Annotated in this window: 15 protein-coding genes; 10 read left to right on the top strand and 5 right to left on the bottom strand. The window is 69.9% G+C overall.

All coding sequences use genetic code 11. The features are described from left to right. Positions 1-61 precede the first annotated feature (61 nt). The 8 genes from RWN05_RS01695 (at position 62) to RWN05_RS01660 (ending at position 15,977) form a co-directional block, all read left to right on the top strand. Positions 62-979 carry a sugar ABC transporter permease gene (locus RWN05_RS01695; RefSeq protein WP_314138077.1) on the top strand — a complete coding sequence of 306 codons (918 nt, stop codon included), beginning with the start codon at positions 62-64 and terminating at the stop codon, positions 977-979. Positions 980-981: 2 nt separating this feature from the next. Continuing rightward, positions 982-1,905, top strand: coding sequence for a carbohydrate ABC transporter permease (locus RWN05_RS01690; protein ID WP_307783524.1), 924 nt, complete (start codon positions 982-984; stop codon positions 1,903-1,905). 2 nt (positions 1,906-1,907) lie between these two features. Continuing rightward, positions 1,908-3,875, top strand: coding sequence for a beta-L-arabinofuranosidase domain-containing protein (locus RWN05_RS01685; RefSeq protein ID WP_314138075.1), 1,968 nt, complete (start codon positions 1,908-1,910; stop codon positions 3,873-3,875). Between the two features lie 203 nt (positions 3,876-4,078). After that, a complete protein-coding gene (locus tag RWN05_RS01680; protein ID WP_314138074.1) occupies positions 4,079-10,342 on the top strand; it encodes an OmpL47-type beta-barrel domain-containing protein in 6,264 nt (2,087 codons plus the stop codon). Positions 10,343-10,528: 186 nt separating this feature from the next. Then, on the top strand, positions 10,529-14,374 hold the full coding sequence (locus RWN05_RS01675) for an OmpL47-type beta-barrel domain-containing protein (RefSeq protein WP_314138073.1): 3,846 nt from the start codon (positions 10,529-10,531) through the stop codon (positions 14,372-14,374). Between the two features lie 199 nt (positions 14,375-14,573). After that, a complete protein-coding gene (locus tag RWN05_RS01670) occupies positions 14,574-15,059 on the top strand; it encodes a DUF2975 domain-containing protein (RefSeq protein WP_314138072.1) in 486 nt (161 codons plus the stop codon). Continuing rightward, positions 15,059-15,271 carry a helix-turn-helix transcriptional regulator gene (locus RWN05_RS01665; protein ID WP_137242732.1) on the top strand — a complete coding sequence of 71 codons (213 nt, stop codon included), beginning with the start codon at positions 15,059-15,061 and terminating at the stop codon, positions 15,269-15,271. The genes RWN05_RS01670 and RWN05_RS01665 overlap by 1 nt, the downstream gene beginning before the upstream one ends. A gap of 70 nt (positions 15,272-15,341) precedes the next feature. Next, positions 15,342-15,977: a DUF805 domain-containing protein gene (locus tag RWN05_RS01660; RefSeq protein WP_314138071.1), complete on the top strand. Its 636-nt coding sequence runs from the start codon at positions 15,342-15,344 to the stop codon at positions 15,975-15,977. 18 nt (positions 15,978-15,995) lie between these two features. Here the strand turns inward: RWN05_RS01660 and RWN05_RS01655 are convergent, their stop codons facing one another. Then, on the bottom strand, positions 15,996-17,189 hold the full coding sequence (locus tag RWN05_RS01655) for an RNA polymerase sigma factor (protein WP_314138588.1): 1,194 nt from the start codon (positions 17,187-17,189) through the stop codon (positions 15,996-15,998). Between the two features lie 103 nt (positions 17,190-17,292). Next, positions 17,293-17,736 (bottom strand): YciI family protein, encoded by a 444-nt coding sequence (locus tag RWN05_RS01650; protein WP_137242729.1) that lies wholly within the window; start codon positions 17,734-17,736, stop codon positions 17,293-17,295. Between the two features lie 214 nt (positions 17,737-17,950). Between RWN05_RS01650 and RWN05_RS01645 the strand changes: the two genes are divergently transcribed. Then, the gene (locus tag RWN05_RS01645; protein WP_064295795.1) at positions 17,951-18,154 is read left to right on the top strand and encodes a three-helix bundle dimerization domain-containing protein; all 204 of its coding nucleotides are present in this window, start codon (positions 17,951-17,953) and stop codon (positions 18,152-18,154) included. Positions 18,155-18,174: 20 nt separating this feature from the next. On the opposite strand, the gene RWN05_RS01640 is transcribed toward RWN05_RS01645, so the two are convergent. Then, positions 18,175-18,363, bottom strand: a complete 189-nt coding sequence (locus RWN05_RS01640; protein ID WP_314138068.1) for a hypothetical protein — start codon at positions 18,361-18,363, stop codon at positions 18,175-18,177. A gap of 189 nt (positions 18,364-18,552) precedes the next feature. Between RWN05_RS01640 and RWN05_RS01635 the strand changes: the two genes are divergently transcribed. Beyond that, positions 18,553-19,353 (top strand): sugar phosphate isomerase/epimerase, encoded by an 801-nt coding sequence (locus RWN05_RS01635; protein ID WP_079704551.1) that lies wholly within the window; start codon positions 18,553-18,555, stop codon positions 19,351-19,353. Between the two features lie 169 nt (positions 19,354-19,522). Here RWN05_RS01635 and RWN05_RS01630 read toward each other — a convergent pair whose 3' ends face one another. Next, positions 19,523-20,812 (bottom strand): DUF222 domain-containing protein, encoded by a 1,290-nt coding sequence (locus RWN05_RS01630; RefSeq protein ID WP_314138066.1) that lies wholly within the window; start codon positions 20,810-20,812, stop codon positions 19,523-19,525. A gap of 229 nt (positions 20,813-21,041) precedes the next feature. Continuing rightward, complete coding sequence (locus RWN05_RS01625) at positions 21,042-23,078, bottom strand: beta-galactosidase (RefSeq protein ID WP_314138065.1); 2,037 nt, start codon at positions 23,076-23,078, stop codon at positions 21,042-21,044. Positions 23,079-23,305: the final 227 nt, after the last annotated feature.

Below are 23,305 nucleotides of genomic sequence, written 5' to 3'. Positions count from 1 at the left end.
CCGCCGTGATCCCCCCATCGCGACGGCGCATCGGCACCCACCCGTTCGAAAGGTCCCACCCATGAGTACCACCCTCGCCAGACGAGGCCCGACGGACTCGGTCGGTGCCAGGAAGCGCCGCGCCGCGCAGGCCCGTACCGGCTGGCTGTTTGCGCTCCCCACGGCCGTGTTCGTCATCCTCCTGTTCCTCGTCCCGCTGGGACTCGTGTTCCAGATGGCAGCCTCCGACTGGCCACTCCTCGGTGGCAACCAGGGGTGGAACCTCCCCGAGAACTTCCCCAAGGCGATCGACAACCGGTTCTTCCTCGACTCGGTGGTCTTCACGCTGAAGTACACGGCCATCGCGACGGTCCTGCTCATCGGACTCGGACTCGGCCTCGCGCTCCTCGTCCAGGAGTCCAGCCGATGGAAGGGCTTCCTCCGCACCGCCTTCCTCATCCCGAGCGCGCTCGGCCTCGCCTCGGCGTCGCTCCTGTTCTACGTGCTGTACTCGCCGATCGCCGGCCCGTTCGCGGACCTCACCAAGGCGATGGGCTTCACCTTCCTCGGGACCCCGGACGCGGCGCTCTGGTCGACGGTCTTCCTCATCGTCTGGCGTTTCGCCGGCTTCTACATGCTGCTCATGCTCGTCGGGCTGCAGGGCATCCCGGAGGAGGTCTACGAGGCCGCCCGCATCGACGGCGCGTCGCGTTGGCAGACCTTCCGCGACATCACCGTCCCGCTGCTGAAGCCGACCCTCGCCCTCACCACGGTGATGTGCGTCACCGGCTCGCTCCTCGCGTTCGAGCAGTTCTACATCCTCACCAAGGGCGGTCCCGACAACAGCACCATCACCGTCGTCCAGCTCATCTACAACGTGGCGTTCCAGGGCCCCAACAACCTCGGCGTCGCCGGTGCGCTGTCGGTCATCGTGCTCGCCGCGCTCATCGTCATCAACATCGTGCAGATCCGCGCGTTCAGCAAGAAGGTCGAGGACTGAGCATGACCATCACCCGAAAGGAACCGGCCACCGTCACCTCGACGATGCCCGACGTCCGTGGTCACGGACGCACTCGCGGCCGCGGACGGGACGGGAAGCCGACGAACTTCTTCGGTATCGCCATCCGGATGCCGTTCTGGATCTTCACCGCGGCGCTCGCCGTGATCTTCCTCTACCCGCTCGTCTGGACCGCCGTCCGCTCGGTGTCTCCGCTTGCCGGTACGAACCAGACCGAGGGGTGGGGGCTCGGCAACTACATCACCCTCGCCGGGTACCAGGACGGCATCCTGCAATACATCGGCAACTCGGTGTTCGTCTCGCTGCTGACCGTGATCCTCACGCTCGTCATCTCGCTCTTCGGCGGGTACGCCTTCGCGAGGTTCCAGTTCCGCGGCAAGAACGCCCTGTTCCTCGCGACCATCGCGATCCTCATGGTCCCGTACGCGACGCTGCTCATCCCGCTCTACGTGCTCCTCAACCTGGTCGGTCTCTCCAACTCGCTCGTCGGGGTGGCGCTCGTGCTCACCATGTTCCAGCTGCCGTTCTCGACCTTCATGATGCGGATCGCCTTCGAGTCGATCCCGAAGGAGCTCGACGAGGCGGCGATGGTCGACGGCTGCAACTCCTGGACCGTGCTCTGGAAGGTGCTCGTCCCGGCGGTCAAGCCCGGCCTCATCACCGTGGGACTGTTCGCGTTCCTCGCCGCCTGGAACGACTTCATGGCGCCGCTGATCCTCATCAACGACTCCGCGAAGATGACCCTGCCGCTCGCCGTCTCCAACCTGCGCGGCCAGGTCCAGGGCGTCGTGGACTACGGCGCGACCGAGGCCGGCGTCGTCGTCCTCGCGTTGCCGTGCATCCTCCTCTTCCTCATCCTCCAACGTCACTACGTGCGCGGCTTCATGTCCGGCGCATTCAAGGGGTAACCATGAGCACCACCATCAGGACCACAGCAACGGGCACGGGGACCAGCATGGCCCCGGTCGTCCCCACCACCGGTGCGCTCACCCCGCTCGGGCTCGACGAGGTCGGCATCACCGAGGGGTTCTGGGCGGACCGCCAGCGCGTGAACGGCACCGCGACCCTCGCGCACGTCGAGCACTGGCTGGAGCGGGAGGGCTGGATCCGCAACTTCGACCTGGCCGCCGCCGGCACCCTGCCGGAGGGTCGCCGGGGTCGCGAGTTCGCCGACTCCGAGGTCTACAAGTACCTCGAGGCCGTGGCCTGGGAGATCGGGCGACGGGGCGGTGACGACGCGCTCGAATCCCGGTTCCGCAGCGTCGTGGACCGCGTCGCCGCCGCACAGGAGTCCGACGGGTACCTCAACACCCGCTTCGGCCGGCCCGGCCAGGGCGCGCGCTGGTCGGACCTCGAGTGGGGCCACGAGCTCTACTGCCTCGGTCACCTGTTCCAGGCGGCGGTGGCGCGAGCGCGCACGAGTCCCGGTGCCGACGACGGCCTGCTCGGCATCGCGACGCGTGCCGCCGACCTCATCTGCGAGGTGTTCGGCGCAGACGGCATCCAGTCCGTGTGCGGGCACGCCGAGGTCGAGGTCGGTCTGGCCGAGCTCTCCCGCGTGACGGGGGAGTCGCGGTACCTCGACCTTGCGTCGCTGTTCGTGGAACGTCGTGGCCACGGGGTCCTCCAGGACATCGAGTGGGGGCGCGCCTATTTCCAGGACGACCTCCCGATCCGCGACGCCGAGGCGCTGCGGGGACACGCTGTCCGGGCGAACTACCTCGCCGCCGGTGCGACCGACATCGCGGTCGAACACGGGGACACCGGGCTTCTCGACGCGCTCCGCGGCCAGTGGGACCGCACGATCGCCCGGCGCACCTACCTGACCGGTGGCCAGGGGTCGCACCACCAGGACGAGGCCTTCGGTGAGGACTTCGAGTTGCCGTCCGATCGCGCGTACTCCGAGACCTGCGCCGGCATCGCCTCCATCATGTTCAGCTGGCGGCTCCTCCTCGAGGACCGCGACGTCCGGTACGCGGACCACATCGAGCGAGTGCTGTACAACGTCGTGGCGACGTCGCCGTCAGCCGCCGGCACCGCGTTCTTCTACGCCAACACGCTGCACCAGCGGACGCCCGGGGAGTCGAGCCCGGACGACGAGGTGTCGCCCCGGGCGTCGTCGTCGGAGCGCGCGCCCTGGTTCGACGTCTCCTGCTGCCCGCCGAACGTCGCCCGCACGCTCGCGAGCCTCGCGGCCTTCATCGCGACGACCGACGACCACGGCGTGCAGATCCATCAGTTCGCCTCCGCCACGATCGACACCGTCGTCGGCGGTGAGCACGGCGGCCGGTTCCGGGCCGAGCTGGTGACGGAGTACCCGCGCACCGGGGTGGTCTCGCTTCGGATCGTCGAGGCTCCCACCCAGGCACTCACGGTGTCGCTGCGCGTCCCGTCCTGGGCGGACGACGCCCGGCTCGTGGTGCAGACGGCCTCGGGCTCCCGCGACGAGCATGAGGTCCCGACCGGGTACGCGGACGTCACCCGCGCGTTCTCCGCCGGCGACGTCGTCGAGCTGTCCTTCAGCATCCGGCCTCGGGTGACGCACCCCGACCCGCGCGTGGACGCGATCCGTGGCACCGTCGCGATCGAGCGCGGCCCCGAGGTCTACTGCGTCGAGTCGGTCGACCTTTCGGGTGGCGACGAGTCGCTCGCCCGCGTCGAGATCGACGAGCACGCGGACATCGAGGAGGCGTCCGACGGGCGCCTGACGGTCGTGCTCCGGACCCGCCCGGTCGTGGACGCCGCCTGGCCGTACGCGGACGGGTTCGACGCCCCGGGTGACGCCGATCCGTTCACCGCGAGCATCGCCCCGTACCACTCCTGGGCGGAGCGCGGTCCGTCGACGATGCGCGTCTGGATCCCCACGACGCGGAGCTGACCGACGCCCGCGGAGCGCCGTTGAACGCCCGACACCACACCGGAACAGCTGGACTTTCGGTATGGTGTCGGGCGCTTTCGTCGTGCTGTCATCCGATTTCCGCCCGGTGTGCCGAAACTTCCGAAAAGCCTTGCGAATCCTGCGAATCTCCCGATAACCTCCCCGGGAGTGTCCTACTCACTGACGAGAGGGAATCAGACAGCGTGGTCAGAACACAGCAATCCACCCCCAAGCGGGGGTCGCGTGGATGGCGTGGCGGGATCGCGGCGACAGCCGCTCTCGCCGTCATCGGCACGACCTTCCTCACGGCGCCGGCGCAGGCCGCGAACGCCGACATCGGCTACCCGACGTTCTCGGGCAGCGACACCCCGGTCCCCGCCACCGGCACCGGCTACACGGCCGGCAACCAGCTGCAGGCGATCTTCGACGCGGACGTGGCCGCTGGAGCCGGAGCCCTCGGCGGGCCCGACTTCTGGATGGACCGGATGCTCCAGCGCACCGGCACGACCGGCAGCTTCGGCGACGACAACCAGTGGCTCTTCAGCCGCGGCCGTGCGGTGTTCATGAAGGAGCACGACCCGTCGAAGCTCGGGTTCGGCGGCCAGGTCGCCTACTGGGAGGCCATCGACGGCAAGGCCGCGTACACGGTCGCGGCGAAGATCGACGGCTCCGACGTGACGCTCACGGAGGACACGGCGAGCCGGGTGCAGACGCCGAGCTACTGGCGCAGCGTGCACCGCCACGCGGCCTCGGGGATCGAGGTCGTCCAGACGAAGTACATCACCGACGGGAACGTCGCGGTCACCGGGCTGCAGGTCCGCAGTACCAACGGCGCGCACACCGTGCAGCTTACGGCCAGCTCGGCCTACACGACGACCGTCGAGGGCGATGAGCTCACCGGCGTCGTGTCCGCGGCCAACAAGCTCACGACGATCTTCCCGCGGCTCTCCGGCGACGGCTTCACGCCGGACGGCGGCGGCATCACGGCCAGCCTCGCCGTCCCGGCCGGCGGCACCGTGTCCACCAAGGTGCAGCTCGGGTTCGTCACCGACGAGATCGCGGAGTCGCGCACCCAGTACGACGCCGTCCGCGGACTCGCGCCCGACGCCTCGTACACGGCGCAGGTCACCGCGTACAACCAGTGGTGGGCCGACAACGTGCCCTACCTGGACACGCCCGAGGACAACATCGACAAGACGCTGTACTACCGCTGGTGGCTCATGCGCTTCAACTTCCTCGACGCCGACATCCCCGGCAACGACTACCAGTTCCCCACCTCGATGGAGGGCGTGCTCGGCTACAACAACGCCATCGTGCTCACCACGGGCATGTTCATCGACGACCTCAAGTACTTCCGCAACCCGATCTACTCCTACGGCCCCTGGGTGTCGGCGGGGGAGACCTCGAAGAGCTACAAGTTCGTCGACAACCCCGGTGACCCGGCGAACTGGTCGAACAGCTACACGCAGTACATCTCCGAGGCGGCGTGGCGCTCCTACCAGCTGCACGGCGGACCGACGGCGATCGCCGAGAACCTGGCGGAGTACGCCGAGGACGACGTGAAGGGCCTGCTCGACGCGTACGACACCGACGACAGCGGCCTCATCGACTACAACTGGGGTGCCATGACGGGCAACGACGCCGACGCGGTGTCGTTCCACGAGCGCCCGAACGCGTACATGGACCGCACCGAGAACGCGTACCTGTACTCCAACGCGCTCGCCTCGGCCGCCGCCTACCGGACCGCCGGCAACGAGGCGAAGGCCGTCGAGATGGACGAGTTCGCGCAGGGCATCAAGGACAAGGTCGTCGAGCTCCTCTGGGACGCCGACGCGAAGGTCCTGAAGCACCGGTTCACGTCCGACGGCAAGCTGGCGAAGTGGAAGGAGATCAACAACTTCTACCCCTTCACCGTCGGTCTCATGCCGAAGCCGGGCGATGCGGACTACGCCGACGACTACGTCAAGGCGCTCGACCTCTTCGCGGACGACGCCCAGTACCCGATCTTCCCCTTCTACACGGCGAACCAGGCCGACCAGGCGGACTACGGCGGACCGGGCAGCAACAACTTCTCGGTGATCAACTCCACCGTGACGTTCCGCATGCTGGCGAAGGTGCTCCGCGACTACCCGACGAAGGCGATCGACGCCGAGTGGTACAAGAAGCTCCTGTATTGGAACGCGTGGTCGCACTACCAGAACGGCGGCGACAACCGCCTGCCCGACCAGAACGAGTTCTGGTCCGACGGCGACGCCGACCCGCAGGACATCGGCTACCGCTCCTGGATCCACCACACGATCCTCGGCGCGACGAACTTCACGATGATCGAGGACACCATGGGGCTCCGTCCGCGGAGCGACGCGAAGATCGAGTTGGACCCGATCGACATCGACTGGGACCACTTCACGGCGAACAACATCGCCTTCCGCGACCAGGACCTCACCATCACCTGGGATGCTCCGGGCGGTGAGCGCCACTACGGCGACAGCATCCCGGAGGGCTACTCGGTGTTCCTCGACGGCAAGCTCGCCTTCACCATCGACTCCCTGAGCAAGGTCGTCTACGACCCCGCGACGGGCACGGTCGAGGTGGCGGACGACGTCACCGTCCTGTCCTCGACGACCGCCTCGCTGCAGGCGCCGCAGGACGTCTCCTTCGCCGCCGGCGACCGGGTCGTGGACCTCTTCGCCAAGGCGGGCGCCGACGTGGATCCGGCCAGTGCCGGATCCGCGAACGCCGCCGAGGGTGCCGAGGTCAGCGCGAGCTTCTCCGCGCCGAGCCGTCCCGCCACCGCGGCGGTGGACGGCACGACCGCCAACGAGCCCTTCTGGGGAACCGCGGGGTCACCCAACGCGAAGGACTCGCTCGTGGTCGAACTCGGAGGCACCAAGACCTTCGACGACGCCAGGGTGTACTTCTACAACTCCTCGTCCACCGCCACCGTGCAGGGGTACTCGGAGCCGGCGACGTACTCGCTCGAGGTCCGGAACGGCGACACCTGGACGGCGATCCCGGCCCAGGCGCGTGGCCCGGTCTACCCCCGAGCCAACTACAACCATGTGCAGTTCCCCGAGGTCACCGGCGACGCCGTGCGGCTGACGGTCAACCACGCCGCCGGGTTCAAGACGGGGGTCAAGGAGCTCCAACTCTTCGCGACCGGCGTTGCGGCACCCGCCTCCACCAACCAGGCTCCGTCGGTGAACGCCTGGGTCGACCAGGCGAACTCGGCCGGCGGCACGCTCGCGCTCGTCGGCGAGGTCAAGGACGACGGGCTGCCGCTCGGCGACGTGACCTCGGCGTGGTCCGTGGTCGACGCCCCGGACGACGGCCTCGTCATCTTCGGTGACGCCACCGCGGCGTCCACGACGGCGAGCTTCACCGCCGAGGGTTCGTACACGCTGCGCCTCACGGCGAGCGACGGCGAGCTCACGAGCACGAAGGACCTCGTGGTCCAGGGTGCGGCGTCGGCGGGCGGTCAGAACGTCGCCCGCGAGGCGACGCCGACTGGCGAGTTCACGGCGGGATGGAACAGCGTCAACGCGGTGAACGACGGCACGGTCCTCCACAGCGGCGGATCTCAGGCCGACGTCTGGGGCACCTGGTCGGGGAGCCGTCCGGCCACCCGCTGGCTGCAGTACGACTGGGCGACTCCGGTCCGGGTCGACGCCGCGACGGTGTCGTTCTGGGGCGACCAGACGGACCCCTCCTCCGGCGCCGGTGTGAACGTGCCGAAGTCCTGGAAGGCGCAGTACTGGACCGGCGACGCCTGGGCCGACGTCACGGGCGCTTCCGCCTACGGCGTCGAGCGCGACGCACCGAACGCCGTCGACTTCGACGCCGTGACCACCACCAAGCTCCGCCTCGTGCTGAGCGCGGCCGGTCCCGGCACCGGAGCCGACCCGTACGCCGGTGTCGCGGTCAGCGAGTGGGAGGTGTTCGCGGTCGCCCCGACGGCGATCGAACCCATCGATGTGCGCACCACCACCGGTGTCGTGCCGACACTGCCGTCGACGGTCGACGCGACGTTCGCGGACGGCAGCCACGCCGACCTCCCGGTCTCGTGGGCGTCGATCACACCCGAGCAGGTCGCGGATGAGGGCAGCTTCTCCGTCGTCGGTCTCGTGACCGGCTCCGCGGTGCCGGCGAAGGCGACCGTCTGGGTGCGGGCGACCGCTCCCGGGCAGATCAACGCCGTCGACCCGGTCGCGGTCACCACCGCAGCCGGGGTCGCACCCGCACTGCCGACCTCGCTCGGTGTCCTCTACAACGACGGGTCCCGCGAGGACCTGCCGGTGATGTGGGCCACCGTCGATCCCTCGTCCTACGCGGCTGAAGGTGTCTTCGAGGTCGCGGGGACGGTCGAATCGGCCCTGCCGGGAGCGAAGTCGGCGACCGCCACGGTGACGGTCGGTGCCGGTGGCGGCGAGGAGGACGACACCGCTCCGGTGGTCGCCCTCACCGCCGACCCGGCGGCTCCGGCCTCGGGCTGGCACACGGGAGCTGCGACCGTCTCGGTCACCGCGACCGACGACCTCGACTCGGCGCCTGTCGTCGAGGTGTCGGTCGACGACGCCGCCTGGGCTCCGTACACCGGTCCGATCGCCGTGAGTGGTGACGGTGTCCACACCGTCGCCGCCCGCGCGACGGACGCCACCGGCAACCGCTCGGCCTCCTCCGACGTCACCGTCCGGATCGACGCGACAGCGCCGTCGGTGACCCCGGTCGCCGACGCCGCGGCCCGCACGGTCAAGGCGACCGCGACGGACGCCGGTTCGGGTCTCGCCTCCATCGAGGTCCGCATCGGTGATGCAGCGGAGTGGACGCCCTACGCCAAGGCGGTCCTCGTTGGCCTGGAGGAGACCACGGTCCACCTCCGTGCCACCGACACCGCGGGCAACGTGTCCGCGGACACCACGGTCGTCGTGCCGAAGAGCGACGGTCAGCTCCGCCGGAACGTCGCGATCGGAGCCGTCCCGACGGCCTCGTTCACGGCCGCCTGGAACACGGTCGACGGTCTCAACGACGACGTCGCTCCGACCTCGTCGGGTGATGTCACGCCGAACGACAACGCGACCGTCTGGGGTGCGTGGCCGGAGATCGGTCAGCAGTGGGTCCAGTACGACTGGGCCGAGGCGGTCACCGTCGGCGAGACCGGGGCGTACTTCGTCTCGAACCTCGACGACGCGGGCCTCGGCATCGAGGTCCCGACGTCCTGGAAGGCGCAGTACTGGGATGCCGAAGCCGGAGACGGCGCCGGCGCTTGGGTCGATGTCGAAGCGCTGGGCGCGTATGGGACCGAGGTCGACGCGTTCAACCCGGTCGCCTTCACCCCGGTGACGACGACGAAGCTGCGTCTGCTCCTCGAAGCCTCGGGCGCCGAGAGCGGCAAGGGTAGCCTCGGGATCAAGGAGTGGCAGGTGTTCGAGGCGGCCGACCAGCCGGTCCCGGACGTCACCGCTCCCGTCGTGACCACTACGGTCACCCCCGAGCTGCCCGCCTCCGGATGGTTCCGCGAGGACGTGAGCGTCTCGGCGACCGCCCTCGACGACCGCGACCTCGTCGCGACCCTTGAGGCGCGGGTCGGGACCGGCGAGTGGGTGGCGTACACCGGCCCGGTGGTCGTCACCGCGGACGGGGTCACCACGGTGTCCTTCCGTGGAACGGACGCCGCCGGCAACGTGTCGGAGCCGTCGGTCGTGGAGGTGCGGCGCGATGCGACCGTCCCGACGCCCGCGGGTACATTCGATGGGACCGCGCGCACCGTCACCGTGACCGCCGAGGACCAACACTCCGGTGTCGCGTTCACGGAGGTCCGGATCGGGGACGGGGCGTGGACCACGTACACCGCACCCGTCGCCACGGGTGATGCAGCGACCACGGTGGCCGTCCGCGCCACCGACGTCGCGGGCAACGTCTCGGAGTCCGTCTCCGTCGACGTCCCCGCGAAGCCGGTCACGCCGGAGCCGACGCCGACTCCGGTCGACCCGACGCCGACGCCCGGCCCGAGCGAACCGAGCGGTTCGCTGACGGGTGACGAGGTGCTGCGACTCGGTGTCACGAGCGTGGCCCCCGGCGGAGCGCTGCCGGTGTCGCTGACGGGAGCCCAGCCGGGCGCGGTGTTCCGCGTCGAGCTGCGGTCGACGCCGGTGACGCTCGGGACGCTCACGGTGGGTGCCGACGGCACGGCGAACGCGGTGTTCACCGTCCCGTACACGATCACGGCCGGCGTCCACACGCTCGCCCTGGTCCTTCCGGGCGGGGAGGTGACGGCCCAAGTGACCGTCATCACGCCGGGTGCCAGTACGCCGGACGCCATCGCGTCGACCGGTGTGCCCGAGGAGGCCGCCACGTTCGGTCGCCTCGCCGCCCTCGCGGTGCTCCTCGGAGCCGCCGCCGTGCTGATCGCCCGCCAGCGGCGGGCCGGACGCACGCAGCTCGAGCGCGGACCGACCGGACCGCTCGTCTGATCGCCTCGGCAGGCACGGGGAGCGCATCCCGCTCCCCGGGCCTGCCCCGGCTGCCGCCCCTGCCCCCTGCGCCGGTCCCTGAGCCCGTTCACCCCGGTCCGTGAGCCCCTACCCCGGTCCCCTACCCCGGTCCCTGAGCTTGTCGAAGGGCCACCCGCACCACCACACCGATCACTGGAGATCCTCGTGTCCCGTCCCCTCCGCCTCGCCGCTCTCGGAGCCGCGACCGCCGTCCTCGCCTCACTGCTCACGGTCGTCGTCGGTTCACCACCGGCTGAGGCGGCCACGCAGAACCCCATCATCGGCGACGGCTCCGTGTACTCGGCGGACCCCGCCACCCTGGTCGTCGACGACGAGCTCTACATCTACGCGGGGCGGGACGAGGCCGGCCCAACCACGAACGACTTCATCATGAACGAGTGGCAGTCGTTCTCCACCGGCGATCCCGACTCCGGCACCTGGGAGCACCACCCGTCGCTCATGCGTCCTGAGACCGTCTTCGACTGGGCGACCTCCGGCCGCGCCTACGCGGGGCAGGTCGTGGAGGGTGCCGACGGCCGCTTCTACTGGTACGTCCCGGTCCACGAGGCGGCGAGCACGTCGGAGGACCAGTTCGGCATCGGCGTCGCGGTCGCCGACGACCCGCTCGGCCCGTGGACGGACGCGGTCGGCGGCCCGATCATCTCCCAGGCCATCCTCGGCAACACGATCCACAACATCGACCCCACGGTCTTCGTCGACGACGACGGTCGTGTCTACCTCTACTGGGGCAGCTTCAGTCAGCTCCGCGCGGTCGAGCTCGAAGCCGACATGGTGACGCTCACGGGTGACGTGCGCACGATCTCCTCCGGTGTCGACGGCTTCTTCGAAGCGGCGTGGCTGTTCAAGCGCGGCGCCACCTACTACCTCGCCTACGCGGCGAACAACGCCGGACCCGACTCCACCTGCACCCCGGCGACCTACCACGCGTGCATCGCGTACTCCTCGGCCGATTCGCCCTTCGGGCCGTGGACCCAGCGCGGCCGCGTCCTCGCCCCCGTGTCGTCCACGACCTCGCACCCGGCCATCACCGAGTTCCAGGGCGAGTGGTACATCGCGTACCACACTGCCGACGCCGTCGGCGGGAACCACTTCCGTCGCTCGGTCGCCATCGACAGCGTGGAGTGGGACGACACGACCGTGCCGCCGACCATGCGCGAGGTCGTCACGACCCCGGAGCGCGGCCCCGACCTCAGCCCACGGCGCAACGTCGCACCCTGGGCGACCGCCTCGGCCTCGAACGAGCCCGTCCCGACGCAGTACTGGATCGACGCCCTCAACGACGAGACGATCCGACCGAACCCGCTGCCGCCCGACATGTGGGGCAGCTGGTCGGCGGAGCGTCCCGCCCAGCAGTGGATCCAGTACGACTGGGACCGCCCCGTGCGCATCGACAGCGCATCGATCAAGTTCTTCCGCGACGTCGCACCGGGCACCGGCAACGGGGTGTCCGACCCGTCGAGCTGGAGGCTGCAGTCCTGGAAGTCCGGAGCCTGGGTCGACGTCGTGAACCCGAGCGGCTACCCGACCTCCACGACCGCGGAGCACACCGTGACCTTCGAACCGGTCACCACCACCCGGCTCCGGGCGGTGCTCAACGCCTCGTCCAACGGGGCGAACCCGCCGGCGTATTCGGCGCTCGCCGTCGAGGAGTGGCGCGTGCTGGCCGCCGAGACGACGGGGTATCAGCCGGTCGTCGTGTCGACGATCACCGGGACGCAGCCCCTCCTCCCGGAGACCGTGCTCCTCGACGACGCGACGGGCGGCTCCGTCCGCGCGACCGTGCACTGGGACCCCGTCCCCGCGGACCAGCTCGCCGCGCCCGGATCCTTCACCGTGCTCGGCACCGCCGAAGGCTATGCGGCCGGCCGCGTCGAGGCGACCGTGACGGTCATCGACGGCACGGTCACCGAGGACACCCAAGCGCCGACGCTCGACGTCGAGACGATCGGCGTCGACGGCGCGGGGGACTGGTTCCTCGGTGACGTCACGCTGCGGGCGACGGCGCTCGACGCGGCGGACCCCACGCCGCTCATCGAGTTCCAGCGGGACGGCGGCGACTGGACCGCCGTCGCCGGGCAGCGGACGGCCGTGCAGACGATCACCGGTGACGGACCGCACAGCGTGGCCATCCGGGCGACGGACGCCGCCGGGAACACCTCCGAGGTCTGGAACGCGTCGTTCCGGATCGACTCCGGTGTACCGACCGTCGACGCGGCGTTCGATGCGGAGAGCCGCGCGGTCACGGCGTCGGCCGCCGATCCTGGCGCGCCGGAGACCGCGTCCGGTCTCGCGGGCCTCGAGGTCGCCGTCGACGGACAGGACGCCTGGGAGCCGTACACCGCGCCGGTCATGCTCGACCTCGAGGCGCACGACGTCTACCTGCGTGCGAGCGACACCGCCGGCAACGTGTCGGCGGTCACCGCCATCACCGTGCAGCGCTCGGCGGACGCCCCGCTCGAGGGCGACATCGCGTCGTTCGCCACGGCGACCGCCTCCTACTCCTCGCCGTGGACCACGGTCGACGCCGTCAACGACGGCAGTGCCTCGGGTGCGTCCTGGGGCACCTGGCCGATGGTCGGTGAGCAGTGGGTGCAGCTGAGCTGGGACCGCGAGGTCACGCTCGACGCCGCGTCGGTGCACTTCTTCGCCGACGCCGCAGACGAGGCGAACGTGGGGGTGATCCCGCCGCACGGCTGGGTGGTCGAGACGCTCGCCGCGGACGGCTCCTGGGTGCCGGTCGACACCACGGACCCGTACACCCGGGACCGCGACGTCGCCAACGCCGTGGGCTTCACACCGGTCGCGACGTCGGCCCTCCGGGTGCGCATGCAGGCTTGGGGTGCGGCGGAACAGGGCGGATCCGTCGGCATCCTGGAGATCACGGTGAACGCGGTCGCTCCGGCGGGGGAGCCGGACACGACGGCGCCCACCGTGACGCTCGCGTCGAGTCCGGCCGAGCCGACGGGCGAGGCCGGTTGGTATCGCGAGGGCGTGTCGGTCGCGGTCGACGCTGACGACGACGTCGACGACGCCCCGATGGTCGAACTCCGGCTCGGCGACGGCGCGTGGACGCCGGCGGAGGAGGTCGACGCGTTCGACCCGGAGACGCGGGTGCTGATGCTCGGCGCCGATGGCGTGTACGTGGTCGCGGCCCGCGCGACCGACGCTGCTGGGAACGTCTCCGAACCGGTGGCCCTGTCCGTGGACATCGACACGACCGCGCCGGAGGTCGAGGCGGTCACCACACCGGAGGCCCCCGCGACCGGACCGGTCACCGTGCGGTTCGACGCGACGGACAAGGGTTCCGGGGTCGCCCTGGTCGAAGCGGCAGTGAGGTCGGGCGACGCGGGTTCGGGTGGTGCCGGCCAGGACGATGCCGGCTGGTCGCCGGTCTCCGATGCCGGGCTCGTGCTCGACGAACCGGGCGAGCACCTCGTGCGGTACCGCGCCACCGACGTCGCCGGCAATGTCGGCGCCGAGCGTTCGGTGACCGTCACGGTCGTCGAGACGCCCGTCGACCCGGAGCCGGGGGACGGCGCCCGGGTGGTCCTCGGTGCCTCATCGGTGACGGCGGGCGGTTCCCTCGCGGTCGCCGGTTCGGGTTTCGGCGCCGGTGAGCAGGTGACGGTCACGCTCTTCTCCGACCCGGTGCGGCTCGCCACCTTCACCGCCGACGGCTCGGGTGCCGTCTCGGGTGTCGTCGCCGTGCCGGTCTCGACGCCGAACGGGGTGCACACGGTCGAGCTCCGAGGTGTCACCACCGATCGCGCGGCGACGGCCTCGCTGCAGGTGACGGGCGGTGGAGCCCTCCCGGGCACGTCTGTCGGAAGCCCCGGTGCCTCGGCGCCCGGAGCCGGCCGGGGCGGTGGTGGCGACGACCTCGCCAGGACCGGCGCCGCGCCGGCCGCGGCGCTGCTCATCGCCGCACTCGCCCTCCTCTCCGGTGTGCTGCTCGTCGCGAGGCGTCGTCAGGAGGCGTTCCGAGGTTGAGTGCGCCCTTCGACAGGCTCAGGGACCGGAATTGCTCTGGGACCGGGATGGCCCTGGGACCCGACGGACTCGGGGACTGGAAGGGCTCTGGGACCGGATGGGCTCAGGGACCGGAATGGCTCAGGGAGCGGGATGGCGTCGGCTTGCGCAATCTATCGAATAACGATAGCTTTCCATTGTTCTTCGATGGAGGTGCGCGATGCGCGGAGTGACGGTCCTGGTGCTGCGGGTGATCCTCGCGGTCGCTCTGGTGGGTTCGCTGGTGGTGCAGGTGGTGATGGTCCCGTTGCTCTGGGCGGACCTCGACGGCGTGGACGAGGTGCCGCGGACCCTGTTCGCGATCATCGTGATCGCCGAGATCATCACCTTCCAGCTCTGCGCCGTGTGTGTCTGGGCGCTCCTCGACCTGGTCCGTCGGGGGCGGGTCTTCTCGGCTCGCTCGTTCCGGTTCGTCGACGTCATCATCGGTGCGATCGCCGTGTCCGCGCTGCTCACGTTCGGGCTCGCCGTCCTCTTCGCTCCGGGCGGGATCGCGCCGGGGGTCATCGGTCTCCTCTGCGGCGCCGCGCTCGTGACCGCCGGTGTCGCCCTCGTGGTCGTGGTCATGCGGTCCCTGCTGCGTCAGGCCGTCGACCGCGAGATCGAGGCGCAGGGGCTCCGTTCCGAGTTGGACGACGTGATCTGATGCCGATCATCGTGGACATCGACGTCATGTTGGCTCGCCGCAAGATGTCGGTCGGTACCCTGTCGGAGCTCGTGGGGGTGACACCGGCCAACCTCGCGGTACTGAAGAACGGCCGTGCGAAGGCGGTCCGATTCACGACGCTCGAAGCGCTGTGCGTCGCACTCGACTGCCAGCCGGGCGACCTCTTGCGCTGGGAGGCCGCGTCGGAGTGATCCGCCCCGATGCCCCGGTCGCCATGCCGGGCATACTGGAGGCACCTCGACCAGCGATCCGGAAGCAGTCATGACGTATCCTCCGAACCCTCCAGGTCCGCAGTCCCAGCTGCCGTACGGGCAGCCGCAGTACGGCCAACCGCCGTACGGGCAGCCGCAGTACATCGCACCGGCGCCGCGCGGTGCCGCTTCGCCGGAGGACCTGTCCCTGCCGCTCTACGGGGCGACGTTCCGCCAGGCCACCAGGCGGTTCTTCAACCAGTACGCGAACTTCTCGGGTCGGGCGTCGCTCAGCGAGTACTGGTGGAGTGCGCTGCTCACGACGCTTCTGATGCTCATCCCGACGCTGCTGATCACCATCGGCGCGATCATGACCGCAGTCTCCGCGGCGACGGCTGCCGCGCAGGAGCAGGGGCTGTCCGGGAGCGAATACGACCTCGCGGACCCTGGACCCATGGGGTTCGGCGTGCGCGTCCTGCTCATCGTCGGCGTCGTACTGTTGCTCGTCGCCTGGGTGGCGCTCATCGTGCCGAGCCTGGCGATCGCCTGGCGGCGCCTGCACGATGCAGGGTTCCCCGGCCCGTACTATTTCCTCACCCTCGTGCCGTCTGTCGGGAGCATCATCGTCCTCGTCCTCATGCTGCTGCCGTCGAAGCCCGAGGGGCAGCGCTTCGATCGCCCCTCGCAGGTGTCGTCCGGACGCTGAGGTCGCAGGAGACGCGGTTCACTGCGGCAGTCCGGCGGCCTTCCGCAGCAGGACGTCGCGCTCACGGTCGTTCGCTGCGAGGTGCGCGGCGGTCAGGAGTTCCGAGCGGGCCTCCTCGGTGCGCCCCAGCCGTGCGAGCAGTTCGCCGCGGACGCTCGGGATGAGATGCGACCCCCGCAGCGACGCATCGTCGGCGAGGCCGTCGACGATGCGGAGCGCCGTCGCCGGGCCGGTCGCCATCGACACCGCGATCGCGCGGTTGAGTTCGACGACCGGATTAGGGGCGATCCGTTCGAGCGCCTCGTAGAGGATCACGATCTGCTCCCAGTCCGTCGCGTCCACGCTGGGGGCGACCGAGTGGCACTGCGCGATGGTCGCCTGCAGTGCGTAGGCGCCGCGTCCGCGGCCGAGCGCGTCGGCGCGGGCCAGCGCCGCCGTTCCGCGGCCGATCTGCGCCCGGTCCCAGCGCTCGCGGTGTTGGTCGGCGAGCAGGGTCGCGGAGCCGTCGGGTGCGACGCGGGCGGCGAAGCGTGAGGCCTGGAACTCCATGAGCGCGACGAGCGCGTGCGCCTCCGGCTCGCGGGGGACGAGCGCGACCAACCGTCGGCCCAGCCGCAGCGCCTCGTTCGCGAGCTCGGCGCGGATCCAGGTCGGTCCGCTCGTCGCCGCGTACCCCTCGGTGAAGAGCAGGTAGACGACGCCGAGGACGGCCGACAGGCGCCGCGGCCACTCGGCCGGGTCCGGCGCCTCGAAGTGGACGTTGGCCGCGGCGAGCGTCTTCTTGGCGCGGGTGATCCTCGCCTGCACCGTCGGCACCGGGACGAGGAGCATCCGGGCGATCTCCTGGGTGGTGAGCCCGCTGACGACCCGCAGCGTCAGCGCCACCTGCGACTCCCGCGACAGCACCGGGTGGCAGGCGGTGAAGACGAGACGCAGGACGTCGTCCCCGATCGGCTCCCAGTCGAGGTCGCTCGCCTGCTCAAGATCCCGGGCGAGCGACCGGTACCGCTCGTCCAATGCCGCCCGGCGTCGCCAACCGTCGATCGCGCGACGTTTCGCCACCATCGTCAGCCACGCACCCGGGTTGCGCGGCACGCCGTCGCGCGGCCACTGCTCGAGGGCCTCCAGCAGCGCCTCCTGGGCGAGATCCTCCGCCAGACCGAGGTCGCCGGTCAGCTTCGTGAGGGTGGCGACGATCTGCGCGCTCTCGATCCGCTAGACGCTGTCGACCACGCGGCGGGCGGCCTCATCGCCGTCCGCCGCGCCGGTGTCGGTCAGGTCGGCGTCGGTCATGTCCGTCTCGCGTCGGTCGTGCTCAGGCCGGGTCGGCCGCGGGCTTCGCCACGCCTTCCTGCGCCCGCCACTCCTTCTCCTTCTGGAGGTACTCGTTGTCGGCGTGGTCGGCGAAGTCCGTCTCGTCGGTCACGCGGCGCACCTCGATCTTGTTGCCGGGGCCGAGCGGCGCACGGCCGGCCCATTCGATGGCCTCCTCGCGGGTGGCCACCTCGATGGTCCAGAACCCGTTGAAGAGTTCGTGGAGTTCGCCGTAAGGGCCGTCGGTGACGATCGGGGCCTCGGTCGTGAACTCGACCACGGCTCCCTGTGCGGCGTCGGTGAGGCCGTCACCGCCGACCATCACGCCGGCGTTGATCATCGACTCGTTGTAGGCGCCCATCGCGTTGATGACCGCTTCGAAGTCCATGTCCTCGAGCTTCTCGACGGACCCGCTGTTGCGCATGATGAGCATGTATTTCGACATCGTCTTCTCCTGTCGTCAGGGGCGCTGATCGCCCGCCTCACTCTGACGTCGAACGGCGAACACGGAAATCGACATCGCGGTCAGAATATCCTCGGCGGGTGCCCGATGGGGAGGGTGAACGGATCGCGGCGGCCAGGTGTCCGGCGGGAGAATAGCGGCGGACGGAAGTCGCGATTCACAGCCCAGGCAACAACTGTGGGTTGATACTGAGTCCATGGCAACTGAGATCGACCACGAAGAGATCATCCGTCAGCTCACTGCGAAGCTGAGCGAGAAGTACTCGGGGGTTGATTCCGCTCGGATCGGCGAGCTCGTGCGCGAAGAGGTCAGCGCGCTCGCCGAGCGTCCTGTCCAGGATTACGTGACCGTCCTCGCCGAGCGCGCGGTCAAGAAGTCCCTCAAGCGCTCCGAGAAGTAACGGTCCCGCCACCGGTCGGACTACGGCCGGTCGGGTCTGCTCGTCAGCGCCTCGATCGAGACCACGATCACGATGCAGATGACGAGCACGGTGAACACGTTCGGGTTCAGGGTCAGCGCGTAGACGACCACGGCGATCAGGGTGCGGGCGCCGATGATGACGATCGCGCGCAGTGGTGATCTCCGCTTCGTCCGGTTCGGTTCTGACATGGTGCACCCTCGCTGATGGTCGGTCGATTCTCCAGCCTATGAGTGCCTCGGCGCCCCGCACGTCCAGTCTCTGTCGCTAGACTCACCTCGGGTACTTTTGTCGACGAGTCGACAGAAGCGGTTCCGCGCTGTGGGAGACACGCGCGGAAGCGCCCGTCGGTGCCCGCCCGAAGCTACGAAGGAGTACCCATGAGCGCACCGTCCGTGCAGCTGTACACCGTCCGCGACGCCATCGCCGAGGACCTGCAGGGCGCCGTCGCCCGCATCGCCGAGATCGGCTTCACGAAGGTCGAGCCATACGCGTTCGTCGAGCGCGCTGCCGAGTTCGAGACCGCTTTCGCCGCCGCTGGTGTCACGGCCCCGTCCGGCCACGCGCCCGTCATCGACGCCGCCGACCCGGCGGTCGCGTTCGACGCGGCATCGCGGCTCGGGATCGGGACGGTCATCGACCCCTTCATCCCCACCGATCGCTGGCAGACCGCCGACGACGCGGCACGTCTCGCCGAGCGCGTCAACGAGCTCGCCGTCCAAGCAGCGGCGTCCGGCCTGAAGTTCGGTTACCACAACCACAACTGGGAGTTCTCGACCCACGTCGACGGGCGCCCGATCTTCGAGCTGTTCGTCGAGCAGCTGTCGCCCGAGGTCGTCCTCGAGATCGACACCTTCTGGTCGACGGTCGGCGGTGCCGACACCCCGGCGTTCCTCCGTTCGCTCGGTGACCGCGTGCAGTTCCTGCACATCAAGGACGGCATCATCTCCGGTGACATCGCCACCGCACTGCCGAGCAGCGAGAGTGCGCTCGTCGTGCCCGACGCGCTCGCTCAGGCGTTCGCGAACCAGCAGCCCGCGGGTCAGGGCCAGGTCGACATCCCGGCGATCCTCGCTGCCGCACCGCACGCGACCCGCGTCGTGGAGTTCGACGGCTACAGCAAGGAGATCTTCGGCGGCGTCGCCGAGTCCTACGCCTGGCTCGCCGAGAACGACAAGTAGGCGCGCACCTCGACAGGCTCGGTGAGCGGGGCGCCCGTTCCCCGAGCTGCGCCGCACTGAGCCTGTCGAGGTGTCGAAGGGCCCGCGGGGATGCGTGTTCTGGCCGTGGACGTGTGTTCGGGGGCACTTCGACAAGCTCAGTGACCGGGGTCGGTTCGGCGGCCGGCACTCAGAACGGCGGAATCGATTCAGGTTCCGTGCGGTGTCGCTTGCCGTCGGGTGTGGTCCACTCGAGGACGCCATCGGGTCGATGGTCGAGAGACCACCCGGGTAGATGCTTCAGTCGGTGGTGATGTCGGCAGACGCACGCCAGATTGCCGACGCTCGTGGTGCCGCCGTCGGCCCAGGCGACGGAGTGGTCGAGATCGCACGCCCGAGCCCGTCTCCCGCAACCCGGTGCGCGACAGGTGACGTCGCGCAGGCGGACCGCTCGCTGCAGATCTGCCGGCACGCGGTACTGCTGCCGCCCGACCGAGACGACCGCACTCGTCTCCGGGTGCGTGAGCACCCTCGTCATCGAGGGGGCGTTGACCGCGAGCCGCGCCGCGGTCTCGGGGTCGATCGGGCCGTAGCCGTCGAGGGTCGCCGGGGCCTCGCTCACCCCCAGGAGGCTGAGCACGGGCACGGTGAGGTTCACCGTGGGCTGGATGTCGTCGAGCACCTCCACCGGCCGGGCGATCGGTGAGCGCCGGCCCTCGGGGTCGGTCTGGTCGGCCGAGGTGGTGCCGCTGATGCAGAGCGAGCCGACCGCGTCGGCGCGCAGCTGCTGACAGGTGCGGTCGTCGTCCGTCAGGTGGGCTGCACCGACGAGCGCGTCGAGGCGTTCTCCGATCGCGACGGCGACGGGTGCCGTGGTGAACAGGTGCACCCACGCCATGCCGTCTGCTGCAGGCTCGATCTCCACCCGACGGTCGGCCTCGGACCGGGCCGCCCGCACGGTGATGGACTCCGGGTGCAGCCGCTCGCGGAGGGTGCGGGCCTGGTGCTGCAGCCGCGCGACCGTCGACTGTTCCGCGATGGGAAGGACCGTCTCGAGGAACGCGGCTCGGCCGTGCACCGGGATGTCTTGGAGCTGATCGGTGATGGTCCGCGCGTGCCGGCTCGAGATGCGGCCGTCCTCCAGCGCACGGAGGACGGCCGGGGCATCGGCGACGAGCCGCTCGGCATCGCCCGTGGCTCGGTGCAGGGTCTGCTCGGAGGCACGCGTCGCCATGGCGAGCGTCGCACAGGTGGAACGACGGATGAGCGCCTTCCGCTGTGCGGGCGTCTCGTCGTGCGACACGAGGCTGTCCGCCATGGCGTCGGCCAGGGCTGCCGACCTCGCGAGGAGACGAGCCTCCCGGGCGTCGAGTGCTGCACGCTCGCGCGCGATGCCGGCGAACTCGTCGGACAATTGCGCGAGGCGCTCTTCGAAGACGTCCACCGCGCGCACCGGGAGGGTGGTGGAGGTCTCGGTCATGACTCCAGTCCACCACGGACCACTGGCATTCGAGATGATCAGTGACGAGGGCCCGACGGATTCGACGAGCGGTCGGGATGTGGAGCGGGGTCGCACTTCGACAGGCTCAGTGACCGGGTGTGTGGCTCAGTGAGCGGGACCCCGGTCCCTGAGCTTGTCGACGGGCGCGATTGATGAACGGGAACGCGGTCCCCGAGCCTGTCGACGGGCGTCTGAGCCCGCTCCTCGCTCAGCCGCCGAGCGGGGTCCGGATCACGCGGAACGCACCCGCCGGGATGTCCACCGCATCCGAGACCACCGGCTCGCCCGTCAAGAGCTCGACCGCACCGGTCGTCGTGAGCTGCGCATCCTCGTCGCCATGGTTGATCGCGATCGTGAACGACGCCTCCTCGCCCCAGCGGGTCACGACCTCCAGCCCGAGCGGCGGTACCGGCGGCGCGTCGACGCCTGCCTGCTCCAAGGCTTCGGACAGCAGCTCCGACAGTCCGGCCTCGTCGAGCTTCGTGGAGACGTACCAGGCGGTGCCGGCGCCGAACCGGTTGCGGGTCACTGCGGGCTGACCGGCGGCGGGGCCGGTGACGTAGCCCGACACGGCCTCGGCGCCCTCGAGCACGATGTCGTCGCTCCAGCTCGAGCCGGTCCGTCCGTCGTCCAGTTGGACGGTCTCGCCCTCGTGCAACGGCAGGAACTCCGGGACCGAGAGGCCCAGCACGCGACGGAACGCTCCCGGTGCGCCACCCTCCCAGACGGCGTCGTGCTCGTCGACGACGCCCGAGAAGTACGACACGACGAAGGCGCCGCCGCCCTCGACATACGCGGTGAGGTTCTCGGAGGTCTCGCGGTCCGCCAGATACAGCGACGGGGCGAGGACGAGGCGGTAGCCGCTCAGGTCGTCGTGCGGGTGCACGAAGTCGACGGTGACGCCAGCCCGCCAGAGGGCGGCGTAATAGGCCTCAACGCGCTCGCGATGGTCGAGCTCGACCGACGGGCGCCACTCCAGGTCCTGGGCCCAGAACGACTGCACGTCCCAGAGGATCGCGACCTCGCTGCGCACCCGGGAGCCCACCAGCTCGTCCAGTTTGCCGAGGTCATGACCGAGCGCCATGACCTCACGCCAGATGCGACTCTCCGTGCCGGCATGGGGGAGCATCGCCGAGTGGAACTTCTCCGCGCCGTACCGCGAGGCGCGGAACTGGAAGTAGAGGATCGCGTCGGCCCCGCGGGCCAGGTGGCTGGCGCTGTTGCGGGCGAGTTCGCCTGCGCGCTTCGCGATGTTGCGCGGCTGCCAGTTCACCGCCGAGGTGGAGTGCTCCATGAGGATCCACGGGTCGCCGCCGGCGAGCGAGCGGGTGAGGTCCGAGTCGAGCGCGAGCAGGATGTGGTTGTCCTCCCGCTCCGCGACGAGGTAGTAGTCGTTGGCGACGATGTCGACCTCGCGGCTCCAGGCCCAGTAGTCGATCGAGCGGCAGTTCGTGGCCATGAAGTTCGTCGTCACCGGGGTCTCCGGTGCGTACCGCTTGATGATGTCGCGCTCGGCGACGTAGCACTCGAGCAGGATGTCCGAGGTGTAGCGGGCGAAGTCGAGTCGCTGCGTCTGGTTGACGACGGAGGCCGAGACGCGCGGTGCGTCGATCTCGTCCCACTCGCCGTAGTCCTGGCCCCAGAAGCGGGTGCCCCAGGCGGCGTTGAGTGCTTCGATCGAGCCGTAGCGCCGCTGCAACCACGCCCGGAAGGCGAGCACCGAGCCGTCGGAGTAGTCCTCGCTGATCGGTGCGCCGTACTCGTTGTGCACGTGCCAGAGGACGACGGCCGGGTGCGATCCGTAGCGGGCGGCGAGCTGCTCGGTGATCGCGGCTGCAGCGCGACGGTAGGCGGGGGAGCTGGGGCTCGCGATGCCGCGTGAGCCGTGGCCGAGTCGCAGTCCCTCGCGGGTGACCGGGTGAGCCTCGGGGTGGCGCTTCCAGAACCAGGCCGGTGGCACCGTCGTCGGCGTCGCGAGGTCGACCGAGATGCCGGCCTCGTGCAGCAGACCGATGATGTCGTCGAGGAAGCTGAAGTCGTATTCGCCCTCGCGCGGTTCGAGGACCGCCCAGGAGAAGATCCCGACGCTCACGAGGTCGACACCGGCCGCCTGCATGAGGGCGATGTCCTCGAGCCAGGTCTCCCGCGGCCACTGCTCGGGGTTGTAGTCGCCGCCGTAGCGGAGGCCGGTGGTGCCGGGGATCCAGGTGGCTCGTGCGGTGAGCGGGTCGAGCTCGATGGTCATGCTGCGTCTCCTGTGACTCAGTGGGCCGAGAGCGAATCCATTCGATCGCCTGGCTGTGTGCGCTCCCAGTTTTATCACAGACTCGTGCGACACATTTCGAAGGATTTTCGATGTTGACAACGTGAAACGGTTGTGAATAACTGTAACCGCTCACAGGTACAACGACGTTCTCCATCGAAACGTCGCTGCCCCGCACCAGAGCGCCCCAGCTTTCGACAAGGAGGACG

This window comes from uncultured Plantibacter sp. (genome assembly GCF_963518075.1).
GTDB lineage: Bacteria > Actinomycetota > Actinomycetes > Actinomycetales > Microbacteriaceae > Plantibacter > Plantibacter flavus_A.
The sequence above is the reverse complement of the archived record's forward strand: the minus strand, read 5'-3'. Positions and strand labels throughout refer to the sequence as shown.